This is a genomic window from Natrinema amylolyticum (assembly GCF_020515625.1).
GTDB lineage: Archaea > Halobacteriota > Halobacteria > Halobacteriales > Natrialbaceae > Natrinema > Natrinema amylolyticum.
On the sequence record NZ_JAIWPJ010000001.1, the window covers coordinates 1,120,552 to 1,140,487 of the forward strand.

The window sequence follows — 19,936 nt, forward strand, 5'->3', positions numbered from 1 at the left end:
GGAGTCGACTTCACTGGTCGATCGAGAGCGACGGATCCCGTCGGCGTCGAAGTCGCCCGCGAACGATCGGCGTCACCGGAAACACCCCGACGCTGACTCGCTCCAGCTCGAGGACGTCGAACGCGTCGTGTCCGACGAACCGCTCGACCGTCTCGCGGTTCAACTGGCAGCCGCCCGCAGCACGTTCCCACACCGGATTCAGGCGGTCCTGTGCCCGCGCGCGCCAGCCGTCGTTTCGGACGTGCTCGAGGAATCGCAGTTCGCCGCCGGGTTTCAGGACGCGGGCGACCTCCTCGAGCGCCGCGTCGGGGTCGCCGATGGTACAGAAGACCAGACTCGAGAGCACCGCGTCGAAGGCGTCGTCGGCGTACGGCAGCGACTCGGCGCGAGCGTCGCGGAGGTGGACCTGCACGTCGGATCGCTCGGCCGTCCCGGCCGCCCGGCGTCGCATGTTCGGATCCGGCTCGACCGCGTGGTACTCGAGGTCGGCATCGCCGGCGTCGGCCGCGTAGGGAATCATCGCGCCGGTGCCCGCGCCGAGGTCGAGGACGCGCCCGGAGAGGTCGGCCGCGAGGTATTCCCGGTGCGGACCGATGAGGAACCGGTCCGGCATGAACCGGTCGTAGAGGGCTGCAAACAGTGGGTGTTCGATCCGCCGCTCGCCCATCGTGCGCCGTGACTTGCAGTCTGCCATCCGTGTCTCGGTGCAACTGACGGCAACCTGACTGAAACTCGTTTTCCCGTCGGTACTCGAGACCTCGTGCACGAGTTCGAGAGAGACCGTTCGGTGGCCCGATCGGCAGGCAGGATAGGAGAGACAAGACGTCACTGTAACAGCCGAATTGAGCAGCCGGCGTTCGGTGGCGCGCGCTGGCGGCCGGCCGAGCGGTAGCGAGGACGGCCGACGATACTGCGCGAGGGATGAGTGAGCGAGCCTGCGAGCGAGCGAATCGGCTGGGGAGGGCGGTGGCGATTCCCCGTTGCCACGATAGCAGGACGCTCCGTTTCACCCGTTTCCCGCAGAATCTATCTCACTCGAGAATCTATCCCACTCGAGAAGGCGCATCGTCTCGAGTGGTTTTATGGCCGGAGGTCCCGGTAACAGCCGTATGCCCGACGATCGACTGCGCATGACGCCCGGTCCGACCGAGGTGCCGGCGGCCGTCCGCGAGCGGATGAGCGAATCGACGCCGAACCCCGACGTCGAGCCCGAGTTCTTCGCGTTCTATCGCGACCTCACGAGCGAACTCGAGGCGATCTACGGCGGCGACGATATCGCGATCCTCGGCGGCGAGGGCATCCTCGGGCTCGAGGCCGCCATCGCGTCGCTGGTCGAACCCGGCGACCGGGTGCTGTGCATCTCGAACGGGCTCTACGGTGAGGGGTTCGCCGACTTCGTCGAGATGTACGACGGCGAAGCGGTGCTCTGTGACGCGCCGTGGCGGGAGCCCCTCGATCTCGATGCGATCGAGTCCGAACTCGAGGACGGGTCGTTCGACGTGGCGACGATGGTCCACTGCGAGACACCGACGGGCGTCCTGAACGACATCGAACCGGTCCTCGAGGTGCTCGAGGACCACGACGTCATCAGCGTCGTCGACGCGGTCTCTTCGCTCGGCGGGGTTCCGGTCCCGACCGAAACGATCGACGTCTGTCTCGGCGCCTCCCAGAAGTGTTTCAGCGCGCCGCCGGGGCTGACCGTCTGCTCGGTTAGTGACCGCGCCTGGCGAAAGATCGAGTCGTTCGAGACCGAGAGTCTGTACACCGACCTCGAGCCGTGGCGCGACGCCGCCGACGAGGAGTGGTTCCCCTACACCCACCTGTCGTCGAACCTGTACGGACTCGACACCGCGATCGACCTGCTGCTCGAGGAGGGGCTCGGAGACGTCTTCGAGCGCCACGAGGCGGCCGCGACTCGGTGTCGCGAGCGTGCGGCCGAACTCGGGCTCTCCGTCTACCCCGACGACGCGCGGTCGTCACCGACCGTGACGGCGCTCGAGGTCCCCGGCCGAGCGACGGCCCTCCAGCAGACCCTAGCCGACGAGCACGATATCGTCCTCGCGACCGGCCTCGGCGACCTCGAAGCCGACGTGCTCCGAATCGGCCACATGGGCCACAACGCGCGCCTCGAGCGCGTCGACCGGACGATGGACGCGCTCGAGGCCGTCCTCTCGGTCCGAGACTGAACGGTCACTGTACTCGATTGGTTCCGGATCGCCTCGGCGGCCGACCGTTCCGAAATCGATCACTTCCTGACGGTCTGGCGAACTTGCCGTTCATTTCGCTCGCGAATCTATTTCCGAATACAATTAGTACTAGTGTTGTGGTCGGCGAACTGCCACGCCAGTTCAGTTTCTCGTGGACAATTGACCAATTCCCACTATCGATCGTATATTCTAAACGGGCCCTACAGCCGTTCTATCGGGAATTTTATCCTCTTTGACGGAAACCGCCGTTCCCTATCCACGGAAGAAATACAATTAAAAAACAGAGCTAGGGACCCTAATAAAGACAAATAACAATTAAGGTCATTGGACCCCCTGGATTTGTGTAGACGTAGCATGACACAGATAATCTGGATCATCGCGGCAGTACTGGTCACCTTTACCGTCGGCTACGTGGGGTACTCGCAGTACCTCACGCAGTTCGTCGAACTCGACGAGGAGGCGGAAACACCGGCCCACAAATACGAGGACGGACAGGAGTACGTCCCCTCGAAGAAACCGGTCCTGTTGGGTCACCACTACTCGAGTATCGCGGGTGGGGCCCCGATCGTGGGACCGATCACGGCCGGTGCCATCTGGGGGTGGGTGCCCGCGTTGCTGTGGATCGCACTCGGAAACCCGCTGATGGGTGCCGTTCACGACTTCGTCTCGCTGTCGGGGAGTCTCCGTCACGAGGGGAAGTCGATCGGCTATATGATCGGTGAGTACGTCGGAAAGGGCGGCAAAAACATGCTGTTGTGGTTCGCGTTCCTGACGATCATGTTGGTCGTGGCAGTGTTCGCACTGGTCGTGGGAATCGTCTTCAACGCGTATCCACAGGTGGTAACGGCGTCCCTGCTCTACATCGGGCTGGCACTGGTGTTCGGCGTCTACCTCTACCAGTTCAACGGCCCGTTCATCCCCGGGACGATCCTGTTCGTCGGGGGCGTCTTCGCGGCCGTCTGGGTGGGGCTCGAGTACCCGCTGGCGCTGTTCGCCGGCGACTACCCGGCCGGGACGATCGTGCTGCTCGGCGGTGCCGGCGACTGGGTGCCGGGAGCGGCCGCGCTCGGCGGTAACACAGCGGGATGGATTCCGGTCGTCATGATCTACGCCGCGATCGCGAGTGCACTCCCCGTGTGGGTGTTGCTCCAACCGCGCGACTACCTGTCGTCGTTCCTGCTGTACACCGGTGTCGGTGGGGCGATCGTCGCAATCATCGTCGGAACGCTCCTCGGAACGTCGTCCAGTCCGCTGGTCATCGACAGTTCCATCGGCGCGTTCGAAGGGTTCTGGGGCGTCGAAGGTGCCGGATTAGCACCGCTGTTCCCGCTCCTGTTCATTACGATCGCCTGCGGGACGATCAGCGGATTCCACTCGCTCGTGTCCTCCGGGACGACCGCCAAACAACTCGACAACGAGACCGACGCCCGCTTGATCGGATACGGGGGGATGCTCGGTGAAGGGCTCCTCGCGGCGGTCGCGCTCTCGACGCTCGCGGTGGCTGGCTTCGCCGACCCCGCGGGCGGGATCGGTGCCGCACTGCCGAACTTCGCCGAAGGCGGCGGTATCATCCTGACGAGCCTCGGTATTTCCGAGACCGTCGGCGCCGTGTTCATGGCGCTCGTCCTCTGTAGCTTCCTGCTCACGTCGACCGACACGGCCGTCCGTCTCGGTCGGTACATGATGGAAGAGCTCGTCGGCACGCCGGCAGGGCGCACCGATACGGGGCTGAACCTCGATCCGCGCTCGATCGCACGCGGTCGGTACACGAACCCGATCGTCCAGATCGTTCCCGCGTACCTGCTCGTCGTCTCCGGCCAGTGGGTCGTCCTCTGGCAGCTGTTCGGCGGCGCGAACCAGCTGCTCGCGGCGCTGGCGCTGCTCACCGCGACCGTTTGGCTCGCCAACTGGGACGACAACAAACAGCTCATCTCGACCGGCGTCCCGATGGCGATCATGGTCACGATCACTATCCTCGGGCTGTCGATTCTGGTGTTCTACGAGAACCTCTACCTGAACCTGATTCAGGGTGGCGCTGAGACCTTCGGTGCACAGATCTCCGCAGTCGTGCAGATGGCTCTCGGTCTCGTCCTCATCGGCCTGGCGCTCGCGCTCGTCAGGCTGGGATACAGGAACATTCAGACCGTCCGCAGTGGACCCGAGCGGCCTGCGGCCGAACCGGGCGACGACTAACGGCCGTCGATTCACGTTCGTTTTCTTTCAGCCGCCGGCTGCGACACATCGGGAGAACAGTCCGACCTCACCGCCGCGTCGCTACCGCCAGAACCGCTTTGCGAACCGCGAGAGCAGTCCCTCCTCGGGCGCGCTCACGGTCTCCCAGAGGGTAAACGCCTCCACGACATCGGCGGCCTCGCTGCCGACGTGATCCTCGGTATCGGGGGCGACGACGACGAGGTTGATCTCGTAATGACCGTGATAGCCGAACTTCAGTAACGTCCGGTCGCGGAAGCCGGCGACGAACTCGCGGACGTCGTCCGGAATCTCGTCGGCGACGAGAACGAACGTGAAGTCCGTCCCAAAGTGTTCCTCGTCGGCGACGACGCGCTCGTCGGCGAGCTCGTGACCGAGGTCGACGAGTCGCTCGAGTTCCGCGACCGTCGGCCGGGAGTCGCGTCGGGCGAAGAGATACTCCTCGGCCTCGTGGTCGGCGTAACTCAACGCCGGGTGGAAGAACTGTTTCTGGCTGAGCACGCGCATTTCCCCGTAGAGGTCCCATCGTTCGCCGCCGACGCGGCGATCCTTCTCGAGGTCGTAGTTGTACATCAGCCGGTCGGACACCCGATCGAGATACTCGTCGTCCCAGTCGGGCACCGCTTCGCGGATCTCCGCCGGCAGTTCTGCTGGTTGCGTTTTTTCGCTCATCGTGCGTTATCGGGGTGTGACAGTGATCGCTCACGATCCGACTGCGATTCCGTTCTCGCCGGATCCGTGACCCGTCCTCTCATACCACCGGTTACCGTCGGGGTATCAAATAATCGTCGGTGGAACGGATGTCGAGACCTCACCTGTCGTCGGTCCGCGTCGACACAGCCGATAGGCTTTAGCCGCCGGAGACGGAATATCGTGCAAGATAGTCCCATGGGAGGAAAGAAAACCGAGTCCTGCGGCCGCTGTTCCATGTCGACGGTCGTCGACGTCGCCTCGTCCGACGACGAAGACGACGATGCCGAGGCGAGCCGAGATCCGTTCGGCGAGGCCGCCATCGAGATCGACGACGAGGAACTCCGACGGGTATCGCCGGGCGCGTGGGCCGGACGCGTAACCGAGCACCTCGACGACCTCGGTCGCCAACTCATTTACGGCCGATAGGCGGACCCGGCGAGTCCGCGCTCACGCCATTGTCACGAGATACGTCATCGCGAACAGCAGTATCGCCGCCGTGGCGACGTTGATGAACCCGAACTCGAGGAAATCCAGATACGAGAGTCCCCAGACGATCGACCACGCGAACAGCGTCGACAGCACGGCGTTCATCGCGATCAGGACGCGAGGGTCGCCTTGTGAGGACGACACGCCGGCCTCGAATCCGTCCCTGTCTCCGTCCCGTTCGGTGTCACCATCGCTCATACAGGGAGAGGACGTCAGTATCACTTATACTGTTCGCTGTCAATACCGACCGTCTCGACCGCCGGAGTCGGCAACTGCGGCCGAACCGTGACAGCGCACGGTATAGCTCTTTATCGCTCGACGGTCAACGACCCGTATGCGACTTCGAAACCGTCACGGCGCGTCCGTCGATCCCGTTCCGTTTTTCGTGGTCGTCGGGCTCGCCTTCATGATCCTCCTGTCGTTCGGACCGCTGTACGGACAGGCCCTGGGATTCCCACTCGAGATCGCGATCGCGCTCTCCGCGGCGGCGTTCACCGTCGCCGCCGTCGCCGCGTTCTATCGACAAGTATGGACATTCCGGCCGGAACACACCAGCGCCGTGCCGTCCGCAGTTCGCGCCGAACGACTGTTTCAGCTCATTCCGATTCTCGCGGCGCTCCTCGTCGCGCTCGCGGTTCCGCTCGTCGTCGGCTAGTCGACCCTCCCGCGACGGACGGGATTGCGCGCCCGTCACGCGCCAGCGGTCATGAGACAGTGACACACATCCGCATAATACTATTGTCGTCCCCGGTGAACCGTCGAATATGGGTCTCATCGAATCGATGAAATCGGCGCTCGCGTCGCCCTCGCCGAAAGGCCGTCCCGACGACGGCTCCGAGGGTGCCTACTGGTGTGACGACTGCGCCGTCCGAATCAGGGATGTCGATCTCGAGGGGGAGCCGGTCTGCCCGGACTGCGGCGCGGAGATGCGCTTCGAGCGCTCGACGGGCCGGGACTGCGCGTGCTGATCAGGATCAGGGCTCCCGAACGACGGCCTCGTCGCCCTGTGCTTCGGGGAAGGGTCCGTCGAACTTCGTCTCCCACTCCGCGTCGGTGACCAGCGCATCCTCGAGCGCCGCCCGGAGTTTTCCCTCGTCGTAGTCGGTACCGATGAAGACGAGCTCCGTCCGGCGATCGCCGTGTTCGTCGTGCCACTCGAGGTCGGGTCGGTTCGATCGATACATGTCGCGCTCGACCTCCGGGAGGCTCGCGATCCAGGGCCCCTGTGCGGTGGCCCTGACCGACGGACCGGCCTGGGCGATCGAGACGCGCATCTCGTTGTCGGCGAGCCAGGCGGTCCCCTTCGAGCGGACGATCGATCGCGGAAGCTCCCGGAGGAACGCGGCGAATCGCTCGGGATGGAACGGCCTGCGGGACCGATAGACGAACGACGAGACGCCGTATACCTCGTCTGGGTGGTGGTGGCCGCGGTGGTCGTCCTCGTCTCGCCGGCCGTCGTGATCAGCGTGCCCGCTCTCGTCGTGGTCGTGATCGTCGTCGGCCGACTCGAGCGCTCGCTTCCAGCCCGGAAGGTCGTTCACGCGCCCGGGATCGAACAGGCCGGCACCGAGCAGCCGGTCGGGATCGACCCCCGAGAACTCCGTCGGGATCGTCTCGGCCTCGGGCTGGAGCGCGCGGACGAGTTCCTCGGCCTCCGCGAGTTCCGCCTCGCTACAGAGATCCGCCTTGTTGAGCAAGACGAGGTTCGAGACTTCCACCTGCTCGACCAGCAGATCCGAGAGCGGCCGGTCGTCCTCGTCTCCCCGGCGCTCCGGCCGCTCCTCGCCCGCGAAAGCCTCGAGGAACGCGGGCGTGTCGAGGACGGTCACGAGCGTGTCGACGTCGTAGAGCGCGGCGACACGGGATTCGGTGGTGAACAACCGAGCGACCGGAGCGGGCTCGGAAATCCCCGACGACTCGACGACGAGGTGATCGAACGACCGATCGCGAGCCAGCCTGACCACGGCGGTCTCGAGGTCGTCCTGGAGTTCACAGCAGATACAGCCGTTCGAGAGCTCCGCGACGCCGTCGTCGAGCTCGAGTTCCGAGCCCTCGGCGACGAGTTCGGCGTCGACGTTGACCTCGCCCATGTCGTTGACGAGGACCGCCAGCGTCCGATCGCCGGCGCTCGAGAGCAGGTGATTGAGCAGCGTCGTCTTGCCGGCACCGAGACTCCCCGAGAGGATGGTCACCGGGATCTCCCCGTCCGTGTCCGTCTTCATATCCGGATACTGGGATCGGAGCGCCTTGAAAGCGAGCCACGAGAGTTTTTGCCGTTCGGTACACAGATACGGGCATGGACCTGGCCGATCGGATCGAAACGTTCCGTGAAACACTCGACGAGTGGCTGCGGGGGCTCTATCACGGAATGATCACGCATCCGTCGTACGAGAAGATCGAGAAGGAAGCCGAGGACGCCGAGGACGCGTTCATTCTGGCGTGTTTCCCGGACGCCTTCGGCATCCCGTCGCCGGTTTCCTACTACACCGCGGAACTGCTCCCCTACCTCGAGGACGAGTTCGAATCGTGGGAGCGACGGCTGTGGGACCGCGGAACGTACCTCGAACGAAAAGGACAGCAGTATCACTTCTGATGGAACCGTTCGTCTTCTTCGGCGGCAAGGGCGGCGTCGGCAAAACGACCGTCTCGTGTGCGTACGCGCTCCGCTGTGCGCGCGACGGCGAGCGAACCCTCGTCGTTTCGACCGACCCCGCACACTCCGTCACCGACGTGTTCGACCAGCAGTTCGACGACTCCCCGCAGCCGGTCGGGGGAGTCGACGGGCTCGACGCGATGGAGATCGATCCCGAAGACGAGGTGACGCGTCACCTCGATGAGATCCGACAGGACCTCTCCGAGCAGGTGTCGGCGTCGATGGTCAACGAGATCAACCGCCAACTCGAGATGGCTCACGGCACGCCGGGCGCCTACGAATCGGCCCTGTTCGACCGGTTCGTCGACGTGATGCGGAACTCCGATCCGTACGATCGCGTCGTCTTCGACACCTCGCCGACGGGCAGCACGCTCCGACTGCTCGGACTCCCCGACCTGCTTGAGGGCTGGATCGACCGACTGATGCACAAGCGACGGACGAGCATCGACCTCTTCGAAAAGGCCGCCGTCGGGAACAACGAACCGCGCCGCGTCATGGAGGGCGATCCCGTCCTCGCGCGACTCCAGGGCCGAAAGGAGTTCTTCGAGTTCGCCGGCTCGGCGCTGCACGACGACGCCGCCTTTTTCCTCGTCCTGAACCCTGACGAACTCTCGTTGAACGAGACCGAGCGTGCGATCGCCAACCTTCAGGAGAAGGATCTCGCGGTCCGGGGCCTCGTCGCCAACAAACTCACGCCGTCGCCCGATCCCGACGAGGACGGCCGCGGCGCACGCTACCTCCGCGAGCGCGTCGAGACGGAGACGGAACGTCTCGAGACGATCCGCTCGGAGTTCGAACCGCCGCTGGTCGCCGAAATCGGCTGGCGGAGTTCGGAAGTCAAGGGCGATCTCCTGGCGGATGTCGCCGACGAACTCGACATCGAAACGACCGCCGAGCCGCCGACGCACGTCTAGCTCGAGTCGGCGGCACGGATTTGCTACGTCCACTCATACCACTCCGCCGCCGGACAGAAACCCGTTTAGGCGGGCCGCACCACCGACGGATAATGAGTACGAGTTACCGAATCGGACTCGTCGGCAAACCCTCCGTCGGCAAGTCCTCCTTCTTCAACGCAGCGACGATGAACGACGTGCCCGAGGGGGCCTACCCGTTCACGACGATCGATCCCAGCGTGGGCGAGGCCTACGCTCGCGTCGACTGTGCGGCACCCGAGTTCGACGAGGAGTGCACGCCGAACGTCGGCTACTGCGACCACGGGACCCGCTTCGTCCCGACGAAACTCGTCGACGTCGCCGGGCTGATCCCCGGCGCACACGAGGGCAACGGGCTGGGCAATCAGTTCCTCTCCGACCTCAACGAGACCGACGTGCTCGTCCACGTCGTCGACTTCTCCGGGAAGACGGACGCCGAAGGCGAACCCACCGAGGGCCACGACCCGCGAGACGACATCGGGTTCTTAGAGGAGGAGCTCGATCAGTGGTATCTGGGCGTCTTAGAGAAGGGGATCAATCGATACGAGTCGGGCTACACTACTGAGGACGACGCTATCGAGGAAGAGCTCGCCGAACAGATGAGCGCGTTCAAGACGACCGAGGACGAGATCAAACGACTCATCCGACGCGTCGACGTCGGCTTCGATCCCGCCGCGTGGGACGAGGACGACCAGCTCGCGCTCGCCCGCGAGATCCGGAAAGAGACCAAGCCGATGGTCATCGCGGCGAACAAGATGGACACGCCCGAGGCACAGGAAAACTACGAGGAGATTACCAGCGATCCCGACTACGATCACCTGACGATCGTCCCCTGCAGCGCCCACGCCGAGAAGGCCCTCAAGTCGGCCGACCAGGCCGGTGTCGTCGACTATCGGCCCGGCGACGCTGAGTTCGAAATCGTAGACGACGTCTCGGGCGAGCAGGAACAGGGCTTAGAACAGATTCGCGACTTCCTCGACGAGTTCGGCGCGACGGGCGTTCAGGCGGCCCTCGAGACGGCGCTCTTCGACGTGCTCGGCGTCACACCGGTGTTCCCCGGCGGTGCGAACGGGTTGGGGAACGAGCGGGGCGAAGTGCTGCCGGACTGTTACCTGATTCCGCCGAACTCGACCGCGGAGGACTTCGCCTACAGTCTCCACTCCGACATTGGCGACGGCTTCCTCCACGCAATCGACTGCCGAACGAACCGTCAACTGGGCAAGGACTACGAAGTCGAGTCTCGAGACGTGATCGAAGTAATTACGACGAACTGATCGACGGGCGGGTCGGTCGTTCCCTCGCGGGACCGTCCGCTCGTTGCCGCTCGAGTTGTACTGAGGAAGCGCGTGGAGCGGTACTATCGTCGCATATCACGTGATTCTCGACGACGAAACACCGAATCCGCTCTCTGCGATCCGTCGGGTCGCGCACAAATACGGAGAAGCATCAGTTTGCGAGACGTCGACAGCTCGGTATCGATCCGAACGGCATGTCATCGTCCGGCGCAGTCGGGCGGCCGATCGGGGTCGAAACCGAGGTCTCCATTAGTCCCGTGACGGATGAACGTAGCCGATCGACCGGACGTCGCCGTACCGGAGCGTCGCGTACCCGATCTCGTCGGCGTCGACGGAGACGGTATCTCCCTCCGCGAACTCGCCGTCGATCTCCTCGTCGAGATCGATCTCGGTGGATTCTCCGGCTCCCCGGACATGCAGCGTGAGTTCCGACGCGGGAACCGAATCGCCGCCGACGTGTTCGATCGTCCCCTCGTCCTCGTCGAACTCGAGTTGGACCCGCGGTCGCGGATGGGTCCCGCCGACGCGGACGTCGTCCTCGCCCCAGACGACGGTGACGTTCGCACCGACCTCGACGTCGTCGACCTCGATCGTCGCCCCCGAAGAGACGGTCTCCGCCTCGTCGGCCCACTGCGTGTCGGCCGGCTCGTCGTCGATCAGCAGTTCGTACTCGTCGGCCGGGCGTTCGCTCTCGTCCTCGAATCGGAGCGTCGCAGAGAGCGTCTCGCTCTCGAAGTCGTAGTCGAAGTCAACGGCACCCGGCGGTCGGGCGCGGAAGTGTCCGATACTGTCCTGGTGAGTCGTTCCGTCCCAGCAGACGAGGACGGTGTCACCGGGGCGGATATCCTCAACGGTCGCCTCGTCTCCCGTACTCATCGTTCCGGACCACGGCTGGACGGTCGTTCGCGGCTCGGGACCGTCCTCGCGGGGTCGGTACGCCGGCCGTTCGTCGTAGACGACGATGGAGACCTGCTCGCCGTCGAGCGGGAATTCGTCCGCGTACTCGACGGTGAGCGTCCCGGCGTCGACGTCGTAGTCGTACTCGAACTGGAAGTGACTGAGGATCGTCGTCCCGCTCGAGCTCCCGCCGAGTTCGTGGTCGTGACGGAGCCGGATCGACAGGTTCGGCTCGACGTCGTCCATGTCGATGACGATCGTATCGCCTTCCTCGAGGGTGCCGTGACCGTCGGCCCAGATGTCGCGGTCGTACTCCTCGCCGCCGACTTCGAGCGTGAGGTCCTCGATCGGGGTCGGATCGCCGCGGCCGATCTCGATCTCGAGAACGTCGTCGTCGAGGTCGACGTCTCGCTCGGGCCGGAGATGTCCCGGACTATCGTGTTCGCGGACCTTTCGCTCGGCCGCGAGGTCACGCTCGACGGTGACGGTCACGAGGGAGCCGTCGACCTCGACCGTGGGATCGCCCGTCGTCGCCATGTACGACAGTTCGCCCTTGAGCGATTCGACCAGTTCGTCGGTGACGTTGGACGCGTCCTCGAAGGCGATCGCGTTGTTCATCTCGATCGTATCCGGATCGAGCACGGTTAGCGCTTGAGCGATGTATTTGACGGAAACCTCGTCGCTGGCGTTCGGCGGTTGATAGTCGTTACCGATCTGGACGTTGTAGCCGGCATGCTCTCCCTCGAAGAGGTCGAAGGCCTCCTCGAGCAGGGGGTCGGCGTCCAGCAGCCGCTCGGCTTCGCCCGCATTCGCGGCGAGGGAATCAGCGATCGTCTCGGTATCTTCGGCGAGCACGGCGACCGTATCGGTGACGGCGGCGACCATCTCGTCGGTCTCGTAGCGTTCGTACTCGACACCGCCGTCGGTCTCGCGCGTTTCGCCCTCGCTCTCGAGGTCGAAATCACCGGTGAGGACAGTGAGCGGCGAGGAATATCCGTCTCCAGTCGTATAGATGGTAGCCTGTTTCGAGATGGACTCGGCGTCGATCCGGAGCCGTCCGGTGGTGGGGCGGGGCTGATAGGGTTCGTTTGCCTTTCGTCGGCGCTCGAAGTCGATCACTCTCGCCATCAGCGAGTCCGAGTGAGCCGAGGCCGGGAGATACTCGAGGAGGCTATCTACGGATTCCGACTCGGCGTCGTCACCGGACTGGGCAGCCGTGTCCGTCGCACTGACGGCGTTTCCTGCCAGTGCAATGGTCATCGTCGTGCCGATGCTGCCGAGGAGGGTACGGCGGGGACACTGTGGCATACGAGTCGTATTTCTTCCCACCCATATAAGTAGGTTTTCATTACATTCTGTTTCGTTAACCACTCCCGCCGATCGGAGCGGACAGTCGAACCGACTTCCCCCGGTCCAGTCGCTCGAGAGCGGGGGACCGAGAGCGAAGAACGAGTCGCAGACGACGGCGCAGTCGCCGCGAACCCCGCTTCCCGTCGTCCTCAAGCGAGTTCGGTTTCGATCGTCTCGAGGATACCCTCGAGCTCTCCCCGTCGCTTCCAGGCGGCGATCCGGTCGCCAAACGGCAGCGGGGCGGCGAGTCCGACCGCCGATCGGATCGTCACTCGGGTTCGCTCGGCGTCGACGGACTCGGTCTCGAGCCACGTCTCCATCTCCGAGAAGGGGCCGTGTTCGCCCTCCTGCGTGTAGTAGATCGCGTCCTCGCGGTCCTCGAATCGCAGCGGCAACCGGATACCGGGGCCGCTGGCGACGACGATCGTCGCGTCGTCCTCGTCGTCGACGGTCTCGACCGAAAAGCTTCCCTCGGCTTCGACGATCGCCGCCGGCTCGAGCCATGCCGATAGCTCGGCCGAAGAGACGTCGACGACTCGAGAGACCGATACCTCGCGCATATCGGTTCCGTCCCACCGAATCACCATAAAAACCGTCGTACCGGTGGAATCGAACGCGATCGTATCGACTCCGCACGGGACGCGCCCGCTTTCTCTCCAGACACGCGTCATCGGCGGCCGAAGGCGTCACCGGCGGGGCGACGCGAGTAGCGGCGACGACCGTGGTGAGGCGACAGGTTCTCGTCGGCGGCTCACTACTGATCCGATAATGAGTGTGCGGCAGCCGTCCGCCTACCGGCCGACCAAACCCGACGTCGCGGTGTTCGTCTCCGGTATCATCAGCATGGGGCTGGAGATTCTCGCCGGCCGAATCATCGAACCCCAGTTCGGCAGTAGCATCTACACCTGGGGGAGCATCATCACCGTCTCCCTCACCGCCCTCAGCCTCGGCTACTGGCAGGGCGGCAAACAGGCGGAGAGCGCGTCCACCCGGCGACTGATCTGGCTCCTACTGGGAACCGCTGGCTACGTCGCGATCATCATCTACGCGCGCGATCAGTTGTTGCTCTCGGCATCGGTGCTCCCGCTCCCGCCGCGATTCGCCTCGCTGCCGGCCGCGATCATCCTCTTCGGGCCGCCGACCTACCTGCTGGGATTTATCAGTCCGTACTCGGCCGAACTCTCGCAGAAAGAGGGGACCGGTGAGGCGTCGGGCCACGTCTACGCGCTGGGGACGATCGGCAGCATCGTCGGCGCGGGCGCGACGACGTACTTCCTCATCCCAGCGCTGGGTATCGACGCGATCGGCCTCCTGTTCGGATTCATCCTCGTCGGCACCGCGTTCGCGCTCACGCTCCCCGCTCTCACGCCGAAGCCGGCGGTCGCGAGCATCGCCGTCGCACTGTTGCTCGTCGTCGCGGCCGGCATCGGTCCCGTGGCGTTCGACCACCGCGGCGACGTCGTCTACGAGACGCAGACGGCCTACCAGGAACTCGAGGTCATCGACGACGGCGATACTCGAACGCTGTACCTAGACGGGGCCCGTCACAGCGCGATGGACCTCGAGGATCCCGACCGACACGTCTTCGAGTACACGCGCTATTTCCACATGCCCATGCTGATGGTCGACGACCCTGCCGAGGTCGAGAACGTCCTGTTCATCGGCGGGGGCGGGTACACCGGGCCGAAGGACTACGAGCGGACGTACGACGTCGACGTCGACGTCGCCGAACTCGATCCCGAGGTCTCCCGGACCGCCGAGGAGTACTTCGGCCTCGAGGAGAGCGAGAACCTGACCGTCCACACGGAAGACGGCAAGCGGTTCCTCCGAGAGACCGACAAGAACTACGACGTGATCGTGCTGGACGCCTACCAGAAGGATCAGGTCCCGATTCACCTGACCCAACTCGAATTCATGGAACTGGCCGAGGACCGGCTGACCGACGACGGGGTCTTCCTCGCGAACGTCATCTCCGCGCCCAGCGGTGCCGGCTCGGACTTCTATCGCGCGCAGTACAAGACCATCGACGAGGCCTTCGCGTCGACGTACAGCTACCGCACGTCGAACTGGGACTCGGTACAGAACATCGAGGTCGTCGCGACGAAGGAAGACACCGACTTCACCGCGGCCGAACTCGCCGAACGAAACGACGAGCGCGAGCTGGGGATCGATCTGAGCGACGAGATCAACGCGTCGCTCGACGAGCCAAACACCGACGACGTACCGACCCTGACCGAAGATTACGCGCCCGTCGACAATCTGCAGGCGTCGACGGTCGGTCAGGAGTACGTCATCGAGCAGACGGGCGAGGAGGAGACGCAACCGGAACCCGCGTCGATCGTCATCGGGTCGGAATTCCCCGACCGCGCGCGGCCCGCGCCGGAACTCGAGTCTATCGCCGCCGAACCGGGGCCGCTCGAGCCCGCAGCGGCGTAGAGCCGCGAGCGGCGTCAGTCGGGGAGCGGCGTCCAGCCGCGCGGTCGATACTTACTCGGACAGCGTCTCGGACTCGAGGGGCGTCGCCGTCCGCCAGTAGTGATCGAGCGAGTCCTCGGCCCACGCCCGCACCGCGTCGTCGTCGGTATCGACGGAGGCCCGCAGGACCCCGTTCTCGTCGCGCAAGAGGAGGTAGACGACCTCGTCGACGATCATTATCGCGATCGGGACGCCCTCTTCGCGGACCCTGATCTCGACGTCCTCGGCCGCGAGCAGCGCCTCGAGTTGCTCTCGGAGTTCGGACTCGTCGGCGAGCGCGTCGATCGCGCTCCGGCCGAAGACTCCCTTGAACCGCTGGTCGCCGGCGGTGGCTCGCTCGCGAACGACCCGCAGCGTCTGTTCGTTGAACGTGTGGGAGAACGCCCGGACCTCGTCGGCCTCCCGGAGGAAGCCGAGCAACCGTCCGAGGGGCGCGTTGGGTCGCGTCGCGCTCGGAACGGTGATCGTCGCGTCCGCGAGCCGCCGGAGATCGAAGTCCATCGCGTGCGTGGGCAGGTAGTCCACGATCTCGCGGAGCCTGTCCTCGGTCTCGAGGATTTCCTGAAGGTCGGTGAATCCCTCCGCAACCAGTCGGCCGGTGGCGGTCGCGACGTACTCGCTGCCGTCGTGTCTGATCCACGATCGATCCTCGAAGTCCCCGAGAATCCGTCCCAGGGTCGCCTGCGAGGCACCGGTCTCGTCCGCCAACTCGGTGCGCGTGCGCCGGCCCTCCGCGAGTAGCCTGAGCACCTCGACGCGGTTCGACGAGAGCGCGAGGAACTCGATTTCCTCGAGCGCAGATTCCATACTGACTCTCGTGTCCCTGGTGATAAACAGGTTTCGCACCGTGAAACTGTTGCAGGGTCTGAAAGTATATTGCGTGTGCCGGCTCTTTCTCGCCTCGTCGCACTATCTTCCCGTGAAATATTTTCTGAACGAAACTATAAACCCGTAGCTCGTACGTGTGAGTACGATGATTTTCGCTATTCACGCGTCGACCGATATCGGTTCGACGCAGACGGTTTCGACGGGGGTGACGGCATAATGGTGTCCCGCCGCACTGCCGTTTTCTTCGCCCTCTCGAGTCTGTTCTTCGGCGGCACGTTCGTCGCCGCGAAGGCCGGACTCGCGTACTTCCCGCCGCTGCTGTTCGTCGCCCTCCGGTTCGACGTCGCGGCCGTCCTCATGCTGGCGTACGTCGGCCTGACCTCCTCGCGAGCGGAGTTGATTCCCCGGACTCGCGGCGACGTCGCGGGCATCCTCGCGACCGGCGTGCTCGCGATCGGCCTGACGAACGCGCTGTTGTTCGTCGGCCAGCAGTACGTCACCAGCGCTGTCGCCTCGATCATCTATAGTCTCAATCCCATCATGACGCCGGTGTTCGCCGCGGTGTTGCTCTCCGACGAGCGCCTCTCCCCGCGGGGCGCTGCCGGACTGCTGCTGGGACTCGTCGGCGTCGGACTCGTCGTCAGCCCCGATCCCGCGAACCTGCTGGGCGGAGCCGTCGGCAAGGGGATCCTGTTCGTCGGCGCGATCGCCGCCGCGCTCGGCGCAGTGTTGATCCGCCGGGCCGACAGCGACCTCTCGAGTACGGTCCGGGTCGCCTGGGGGCTACCCTTCGCTGCGGCGCTGTGTCACCTGCTGGCCTGGTCGGGCGGCGAGTCGGCGGCCGCGATCACGTGGACGACCGAAGCGGTCCTAGCACTGGCGTACGTCAGCGTCTTCGCGGGTGCCGTCGCGTACATCGCCTACTTCGGCCTGCTCGACGAGACCGGCGCGATCAGCGCGAACCTGATCTTCTACGTCGTGCCCGTCGTCTCGACGCTCGGCGGCTGGGCGTTGCTCGACGAGACGATCGACGCGCTGGCCGTCGCCGGTTTCCTGACGATCTTCGCCGGCTTCGCGGTGCTCGGCAGCAAATCGATCGACGTTCGCTCGCTGCTCCCGAGCGTCCCGTCCGACGCGCCGCTCTCCGACGAGGATTCGCCGGTCAGGGAGGAACCGCGCGGCTACCGCTCGGACTAGCGAGTCCGTTCTCTCCGTCGGTTTCGGTCTCTTACTCGAGTCGCCGTCCCCACCGCCGATCGATTCCTAGCTATCAGAAGAGCGAGAGTTCGCCGGTCACGCTGTCGACGCGGTCGTCCGCCGCCGGCCCGACGGCCAGCGCGGTGACGGTTCCGGGCTCGAGTTGGGTGTGGCCGGCGTCGCGGATGACGGCGTTGGGAATCCCCTCGCGGTCGGCGATCTCGGCGAGTTCGTGGAGTTGGCGTTCGCTGTCGCCCTTCAGCACGACCTTTTTCTGACCGCCCTGCTTCCACTGGCTCTGTAGCTGGCTGTCGGCCTTCTCGTAGGCCGACAGCGACGCGTGGGCGACCTGTGCGGCGAGCTTTCCGGTCCCCATACCGATGTCCGTGCGGGCGACGATGGCCTGTTTCATGACCGAGACGAGAACGGGGAAACCTTTAGCCGTACCTATCCCGTCGACCGTCGGTCAACGGGCGGTTCCCGTGCCTCTCGGCGAATCCCGTCCGATTTCAGCGGACGAACCGGTCGGTCGATGGGTCAGCACCGGGTCAGCGTTCGCGACGAAATTCGTCTCCGTCCCCCAGAGGGGTGCGGTATTCGTGTTACTATCCGGGTGAAAGTGCCTTTTTTGCATGTGGGACGGTAACATTCATCTGGAGGGAGTAACGAAACCGAGACGAGGGCCGAGAGCGGTCCTCCCCGTTCGGCCGGCTACGGATCGTTCGAAACGAAACCATGAGTCCACGCGACACCGATGGAGGTGGGAATATCCGCGTCGATTACACTGAATACGAATCACCGTCTCACGCGCTCGCAGTGACGATAGCCGCAGTAGAAGACGTCCACGTGACCGAACTCGATCCGCTCTTCGATTACGTCGATCTCGAGGCCCTCAATCGGCTCGTTCAACGGACGAACGCGGGCGAGACCCTGGCCGTAGACGTGACCATCGACGGACACGACGTTACGATCAGGGACGACGGATGGTTGACCGTTGACGACTCCAACACGTAACGGTATTCGAGGGCGCATCCGGTTTCCGCGAGTGACGATCCCGGTCGACCCGCGTCAGTGGATGACTTCACAATCGAGGATGAACGTCCGTTCCGTCCGTTCCGCCTCCGGACCCGCGTCGACGAGGGTCGGCTCGTCGACCGACTCCGCGAACCGATCGGGATCGGGTTCGACGCGCTCGAGCATCGCCGAGAAGACCGAGCCGCGACGACCGCTCGCCGAGACGACGCCGCCGTATTTGCGCTCCTCGAACGACGTTTCGTCGGGGTCGGGGAACTCCTCGCGGATGATTTCCGCGGTCTCCCTGAGGTATTCCGCCGCCTGTTTCTGGGAGTAGAGACTCTCCTCGTAGTACGTCTCGGTGTGGTCGTCGTCGAGCTCCTCGGAGCAGTGCTCCGGCGATTCGTAGCGGACCGACTCCGTCGTCGTGTAGCCGCTGGCAAAGCGGATGTTCATCGTGAAACTGTCGGGGTAGCGGAGGACCAACGGAGCGTACAGCATGTCCGTAATCGTGGCCTGCTGCTGTGCCCGCCACGCTCCCTCGAAGTAGTACGCGGTGAGCGCCCCGATCCGGTCGTCGCGCTCGCCGCGGTGGTACGCCATCGCGACCTCTTCGTAGTCCTCGCCGGCGATCTGTCGGAGCCGTCGCTCGAAACTTTCCGAAACGTGGTCGATCTGTGCTTCGTAGGCGTCCAGTACGGACGCTCCGGGATCGGCGAGCAGCTCCGCCTTCCGCTCCCGGGCGGCGGCCACGTTCATCATGTTCTCGTGGAACACCCGTTCGGCCGCCATGTCCGGGAGCGGGATTCTGACCGCTCGCTGATGCAGAACCCTCGTGTCTCCGGTGAACCGTTCCTGCTCCCCATCCATGTCCCGGCCTTCGTCGCGCGGCGTTATAATGGATTAGGCCGTTCGAGAGCGGCATTTCAGACGTTTATCACTATCAGCTAGTACCGATGACGTGGCCGCTCGACAGAGCGTGACGGTTGGTATCTCATCTACACCCTCGAGATGCGCGGCCGGGTCGCGGCCGCGTTCCGGAACCGGCCGCGGACCGAGGAATTTAGGGCCCCGTACTCGCTCCTACTCCGTATGATCCTCTCCGATGCGGACATCCTCGAGCGCCTCGAGGCCGGCGACCTCGTCGTCGAGCCGTTAGACGACCCGGAACTGCAGATCCAGCCCGCGAGCGTCGATCTCCGACTGGGTCGGGAGTTCCTCGAGTTCCAGCGGACGAACATCCCCTGTATTCACCCGAACTCCGAGGACGAGGTCGACGATTACGTCACTGAAACCGTCGTCGACGATGACGACGATTTCATCCTCCATCCCGGGGACTTCGTGCTGGGGACGACCCACGAGCGCGTCGAGATCCCGGCGGACCTGATCGCCCACGTCGAGGGGCGCTCCTCGCTGGGTCGGCTCGCCGTCGTCGTCCACGCGACGGCCGGCCTCTGCGATCCCGGCTATCGGGGCCAGATCACCCTCGAGCTGTCGAACCTCGGCTCCGCACCGGTCGCGCTCACGCCCGGGATGCGGATCTCGCAGCTCACCTTTACGGAACTCAAGACGCCCGCGGAGCGACCCTACGGCAGCGAGCGCGGCTCGAAGTATCAGGATCAGGACGGCCCGCAGGCCTCCCGCATCCAGAGCGACGACGAGTTCGGCGGCGACCAACTCGAGCGCGGAGACTGAACC

21 protein-coding genes are annotated in these 19,936 nt (G+C 64.7%); 12 read left to right on the forward strand and 9 right to left on the reverse strand.

Translation table 11 applies throughout. The annotated features are described in order from the left end of the window. Window positions 1–10 precede the first annotated feature (10 nt). Entirely contained in the window at window positions 11–694 is a 684-nt protein-coding gene (locus LDH66_RS05485) for a class I SAM-dependent methyltransferase (RefSeq protein WP_226480058.1), read from the reverse strand. Between the two features lie 415 nt (window positions 695–1,109). On the opposite strand from LDH66_RS05485, the gene LDH66_RS05490 reads away from it, so the two are divergent. Next, window positions 1,110–2,186: a pyridoxal-phosphate-dependent aminotransferase family protein gene (locus tag LDH66_RS05490; protein ID WP_226480059.1), complete on the forward strand. Its 1,077-nt coding sequence runs from the start codon at window positions 1,110–1,112 to the stop codon at window positions 2,184–2,186. A 375-nt stretch (window positions 2,187–2,561) separates the two neighbouring features. Then, window positions 2,562–4,400: a carbon starvation CstA family protein gene (locus LDH66_RS05495; protein WP_226480060.1), complete on the forward strand. Its 1,839-nt coding sequence runs from the start codon at window positions 2,562–2,564 to the stop codon at window positions 4,398–4,400. 81 nt (window positions 4,401–4,481) lie between these two features. On the opposite strand, the gene LDH66_RS05500 is transcribed toward LDH66_RS05495, so the two are convergent. Next, entirely contained in the window at window positions 4,482–5,090 is a 609-nt protein-coding gene (locus LDH66_RS05500) for a DUF8052 family protein (RefSeq protein ID WP_226480061.1), read from the reverse strand. Between the two features lie 216 nt (window positions 5,091–5,306). Here LDH66_RS05500 and LDH66_RS05505 point away from each other — a divergent pair, with 216 nt between their 5' ends. Continuing rightward, the gene (locus tag LDH66_RS05505; RefSeq protein WP_484549484.1) at window positions 5,307–5,537 is read left to right on the forward strand and encodes a DUF8007 family protein; all 231 of its coding nucleotides are present in this window, start codon (window positions 5,307–5,309) and stop codon (window positions 5,535–5,537) included. Window positions 5,538–5,558: 21 nt separating this feature from the next. Here LDH66_RS05505 and LDH66_RS05510 read toward each other — a convergent pair whose 3' ends face one another. Further along, the gene (locus tag LDH66_RS05510) at window positions 5,559–5,795 is read right to left on the reverse strand and encodes a DUF8107 family protein (RefSeq protein WP_226480063.1); all 237 of its coding nucleotides are present in this window, start codon (window positions 5,793–5,795) and stop codon (window positions 5,559–5,561) included. A 136-nt stretch (window positions 5,796–5,931) separates the two neighbouring features. On the opposite strand from LDH66_RS05510, the gene LDH66_RS05515 reads away from it, so the two are divergent. Both LDH66_RS05515 and LDH66_RS05520 read left to right on the forward strand, forming a co-directional pair. Beyond that, window positions 5,932–6,252 (forward strand): hypothetical protein, encoded by a 321-nt coding sequence (locus LDH66_RS05515; RefSeq protein WP_226480064.1) that lies wholly within the window; start codon window positions 5,932–5,934, stop codon window positions 6,250–6,252. 109 nt (window positions 6,253–6,361) lie between these two features. Continuing rightward, window positions 6,362–6,565 (forward strand): hypothetical protein, encoded by a 204-nt coding sequence (locus LDH66_RS05520; RefSeq protein WP_226480065.1) that lies wholly within the window; start codon window positions 6,362–6,364, stop codon window positions 6,563–6,565. A gap of 6 nt (window positions 6,566–6,571) precedes the next feature. On the opposite strand, the gene LDH66_RS05525 is transcribed toward LDH66_RS05520, so the two are convergent. Next, complete coding sequence (locus LDH66_RS05525) at window positions 6,572–7,819, reverse strand: CobW family GTP-binding protein (RefSeq protein WP_226480066.1); 1,248 nt, start codon at window positions 7,817–7,819, stop codon at window positions 6,572–6,574. A 74-nt stretch (window positions 7,820–7,893) separates the two neighbouring features. Between LDH66_RS05525 and LDH66_RS05530 the strand changes: the two genes are divergently transcribed. From LDH66_RS05530 to LDH66_RS05540, 3 genes are all read left to right on the forward strand, one after another. Next, complete coding sequence (locus tag LDH66_RS05530) at window positions 7,894–8,190, forward strand: DUF7990 family protein (protein WP_226480067.1); 297 nt, start codon at window positions 7,894–7,896, stop codon at window positions 8,188–8,190. Then, a complete protein-coding gene (locus LDH66_RS05535; RefSeq protein WP_226480068.1) occupies window positions 8,190–9,164 on the forward strand; it encodes an ArsA family ATPase in 975 nt (324 codons plus the stop codon). The genes LDH66_RS05530 and LDH66_RS05535 overlap by 1 nt, the downstream gene beginning before the upstream one ends. A 92-nt stretch (window positions 9,165–9,256) precedes the next feature. Beyond that, entirely contained in the window at window positions 9,257–10,456 is a 1,200-nt protein-coding gene (locus LDH66_RS05540; protein WP_226480069.1) for a redox-regulated ATPase YchF, read from the forward strand. A gap of 270 nt (window positions 10,457–10,726) precedes the next feature. Here LDH66_RS05540 and LDH66_RS05545 read toward each other — a convergent pair whose 3' ends face one another. Continuing rightward, window positions 10,727–12,682, reverse strand: coding sequence for a hypothetical protein (locus LDH66_RS05545; RefSeq protein WP_226480070.1), 1,956 nt, complete (start codon window positions 12,680–12,682; stop codon window positions 10,727–10,729). Between the two features lie 191 nt (window positions 12,683–12,873). Then, window positions 12,874–13,284 carry an SRPBCC family protein gene (locus LDH66_RS05550; RefSeq protein ID WP_226480071.1) on the reverse strand — a complete coding sequence of 137 codons (411 nt, stop codon included), beginning with the start codon at window positions 13,282–13,284 and terminating at the stop codon, window positions 12,874–12,876. 208 nt (window positions 13,285–13,492) lie between these two features. Between LDH66_RS05550 and LDH66_RS05555 the strand changes: the two genes are divergently transcribed. Then, entirely contained in the window at window positions 13,493–15,160 is a 1,668-nt protein-coding gene (locus LDH66_RS05555; RefSeq protein ID WP_226480072.1) for a spermidine synthase, read from the forward strand. Window positions 15,161–15,211: 51 nt separating this feature from the next. Here the strand turns inward: LDH66_RS05555 and LDH66_RS05560 are convergent, their stop codons facing one another. Continuing rightward, window positions 15,212–16,006, reverse strand: coding sequence for a helix-turn-helix transcriptional regulator (locus tag LDH66_RS05560; RefSeq protein ID WP_226480073.1), 795 nt, complete (start codon window positions 16,004–16,006; stop codon window positions 15,212–15,214). Between the two features lie 237 nt (window positions 16,007–16,243). On the opposite strand from LDH66_RS05560, the gene LDH66_RS05565 reads away from it, so the two are divergent. Continuing rightward, complete coding sequence (locus LDH66_RS05565; RefSeq protein WP_226480074.1) at window positions 16,244–17,224, forward strand: DMT family transporter; 981 nt, start codon at window positions 16,244–16,246, stop codon at window positions 17,222–17,224. A 73-nt stretch (window positions 17,225–17,297) separates the two neighbouring features. Here LDH66_RS05565 and pth2 read toward each other — a convergent pair whose 3' ends face one another. Continuing rightward, window positions 17,298–17,636: a peptidyl-tRNA hydrolase Pth2 gene (gene pth2, locus LDH66_RS05570; protein ID WP_226480075.1), complete on the reverse strand. Its 339-nt coding sequence runs from the start codon at window positions 17,634–17,636 to the stop codon at window positions 17,298–17,300. Between the two features lie 323 nt (window positions 17,637–17,959). Between pth2 and LDH66_RS05575 the strand changes: the two genes are divergently transcribed. After that, window positions 17,960–18,238 (forward strand): HalOD1 output domain-containing protein, encoded by a 279-nt coding sequence (locus LDH66_RS05575; protein WP_226480076.1) that lies wholly within the window; start codon window positions 17,960–17,962, stop codon window positions 18,236–18,238. Window positions 18,239–18,292: 54 nt separating this feature from the next. Here LDH66_RS05575 and LDH66_RS05580 read toward each other — a convergent pair whose 3' ends face one another. Then, window positions 18,293–19,108: a hypothetical protein gene (locus LDH66_RS05580; RefSeq protein ID WP_226480077.1), complete on the reverse strand. Its 816-nt coding sequence runs from the start codon at window positions 19,106–19,108 to the stop codon at window positions 18,293–18,295. Window positions 19,109–19,330: 222 nt separating this feature from the next. Between LDH66_RS05580 and dcd the strand changes: the two genes are divergently transcribed. Continuing rightward, complete coding sequence (dcd, locus tag LDH66_RS05585) at window positions 19,331–19,933, forward strand: dCTP deaminase (RefSeq protein ID WP_226480078.1); 603 nt, start codon at window positions 19,331–19,333, stop codon at window positions 19,931–19,933. The last annotated feature ends 3 nt before the right edge of the window (window positions 19,934–19,936 follow it).

Coding starts and splice junctions, on each gene's coding strand:
- LDH66_RS05505 (WP_484549484.1), top strand. CDS start 5,307: ATGGGAGGAAAGAAAACCGAGTCCTGCGGCCGCTGTTCCATGTCGACG.
- LDH66_RS05500 (WP_226480061.1), bottom strand. CDS start 5,090: ATGAGCGAAAAAACGCAACCAGCAGAACTGCCGGCGGAGATCCGCGAA.
- LDH66_RS05545 (WP_226480070.1), bottom strand. CDS start 12,682: ATGCCACAGTGTCCCCGCCGTACCCTCCTCGGCAGCATCGGCACGACG.
- pth2 (WP_226480075.1), bottom strand. CDS start 17,636: ATGAAACAGGCCATCGTCGCCCGCACGGACATCGGTATGGGGACCGGA.
- LDH66_RS05550 (WP_226480071.1), bottom strand. CDS start 13,284: ATGCGCGAGGTATCGGTCTCTCGAGTCGTCGACGTCTCTTCGGCCGAG.
- LDH66_RS05580 (WP_226480077.1), bottom strand. CDS start 19,108: ATGGATGGGGAGCAGGAACGGTTCACCGGAGACACGAGGGTTCTGCAT.
- LDH66_RS05565 (WP_226480074.1), top strand. CDS start 16,244: ATGGTGTCCCGCCGCACTGCCGTTTTCTTCGCCCTCTCGAGTCTGTTC.
- LDH66_RS05560 (WP_226480073.1), bottom strand. CDS start 16,006: ATGGAATCTGCGCTCGAGGAAATCGAGTTCCTCGCGCTCTCGTCGAAC.
- LDH66_RS05490 (WP_226480059.1), top strand. CDS start 1,110: ATGCCCGACGATCGACTGCGCATGACGCCCGGTCCGACCGAGGTGCCG.
- LDH66_RS05495 (WP_226480060.1), top strand. CDS start 2,562: ATGACACAGATAATCTGGATCATCGCGGCAGTACTGGTCACCTTTACC.
- LDH66_RS05555 (WP_226480072.1), top strand. CDS start 13,493: ATGAGTGTGCGGCAGCCGTCCGCCTACCGGCCGACCAAACCCGACGTC.
- dcd (WP_226480078.1), top strand. CDS start 19,331: ATGATCCTCTCCGATGCGGACATCCTCGAGCGCCTCGAGGCCGGCGAC.
- LDH66_RS05575 (WP_226480076.1), top strand. CDS start 17,960: ATGAGTCCACGCGACACCGATGGAGGTGGGAATATCCGCGTCGATTAC.
- LDH66_RS05535 (WP_226480068.1), top strand. CDS start 8,190: ATGGAACCGTTCGTCTTCTTCGGCGGCAAGGGCGGCGTCGGCAAAACG.
- LDH66_RS05525 (WP_226480066.1), bottom strand. CDS start 7,819: ATGAAGACGGACACGGACGGGGAGATCCCGGTGACCATCCTCTCGGGG.
- LDH66_RS05520 (WP_226480065.1), top strand. CDS start 6,362: ATGGGTCTCATCGAATCGATGAAATCGGCGCTCGCGTCGCCCTCGCCG.
- LDH66_RS05485 (WP_226480058.1), bottom strand. CDS start 694: ATGGCAGACTGCAAGTCACGGCGCACGATGGGCGAGCGGCGGATCGAA.
- LDH66_RS05510 (WP_226480063.1), bottom strand. CDS start 5,795: ATGAGCGATGGTGACACCGAACGGGACGGAGACAGGGACGGATTCGAG.
- LDH66_RS05540 (WP_226480069.1), top strand. CDS start 9,257: ATGAGTACGAGTTACCGAATCGGACTCGTCGGCAAACCCTCCGTCGGC.
- LDH66_RS05515 (WP_226480064.1), top strand. CDS start 5,932: ATGCGACTTCGAAACCGTCACGGCGCGTCCGTCGATCCCGTTCCGTTT.
- LDH66_RS05530 (WP_226480067.1), top strand. CDS start 7,894: ATGGACCTGGCCGATCGGATCGAAACGTTCCGTGAAACACTCGACGAG.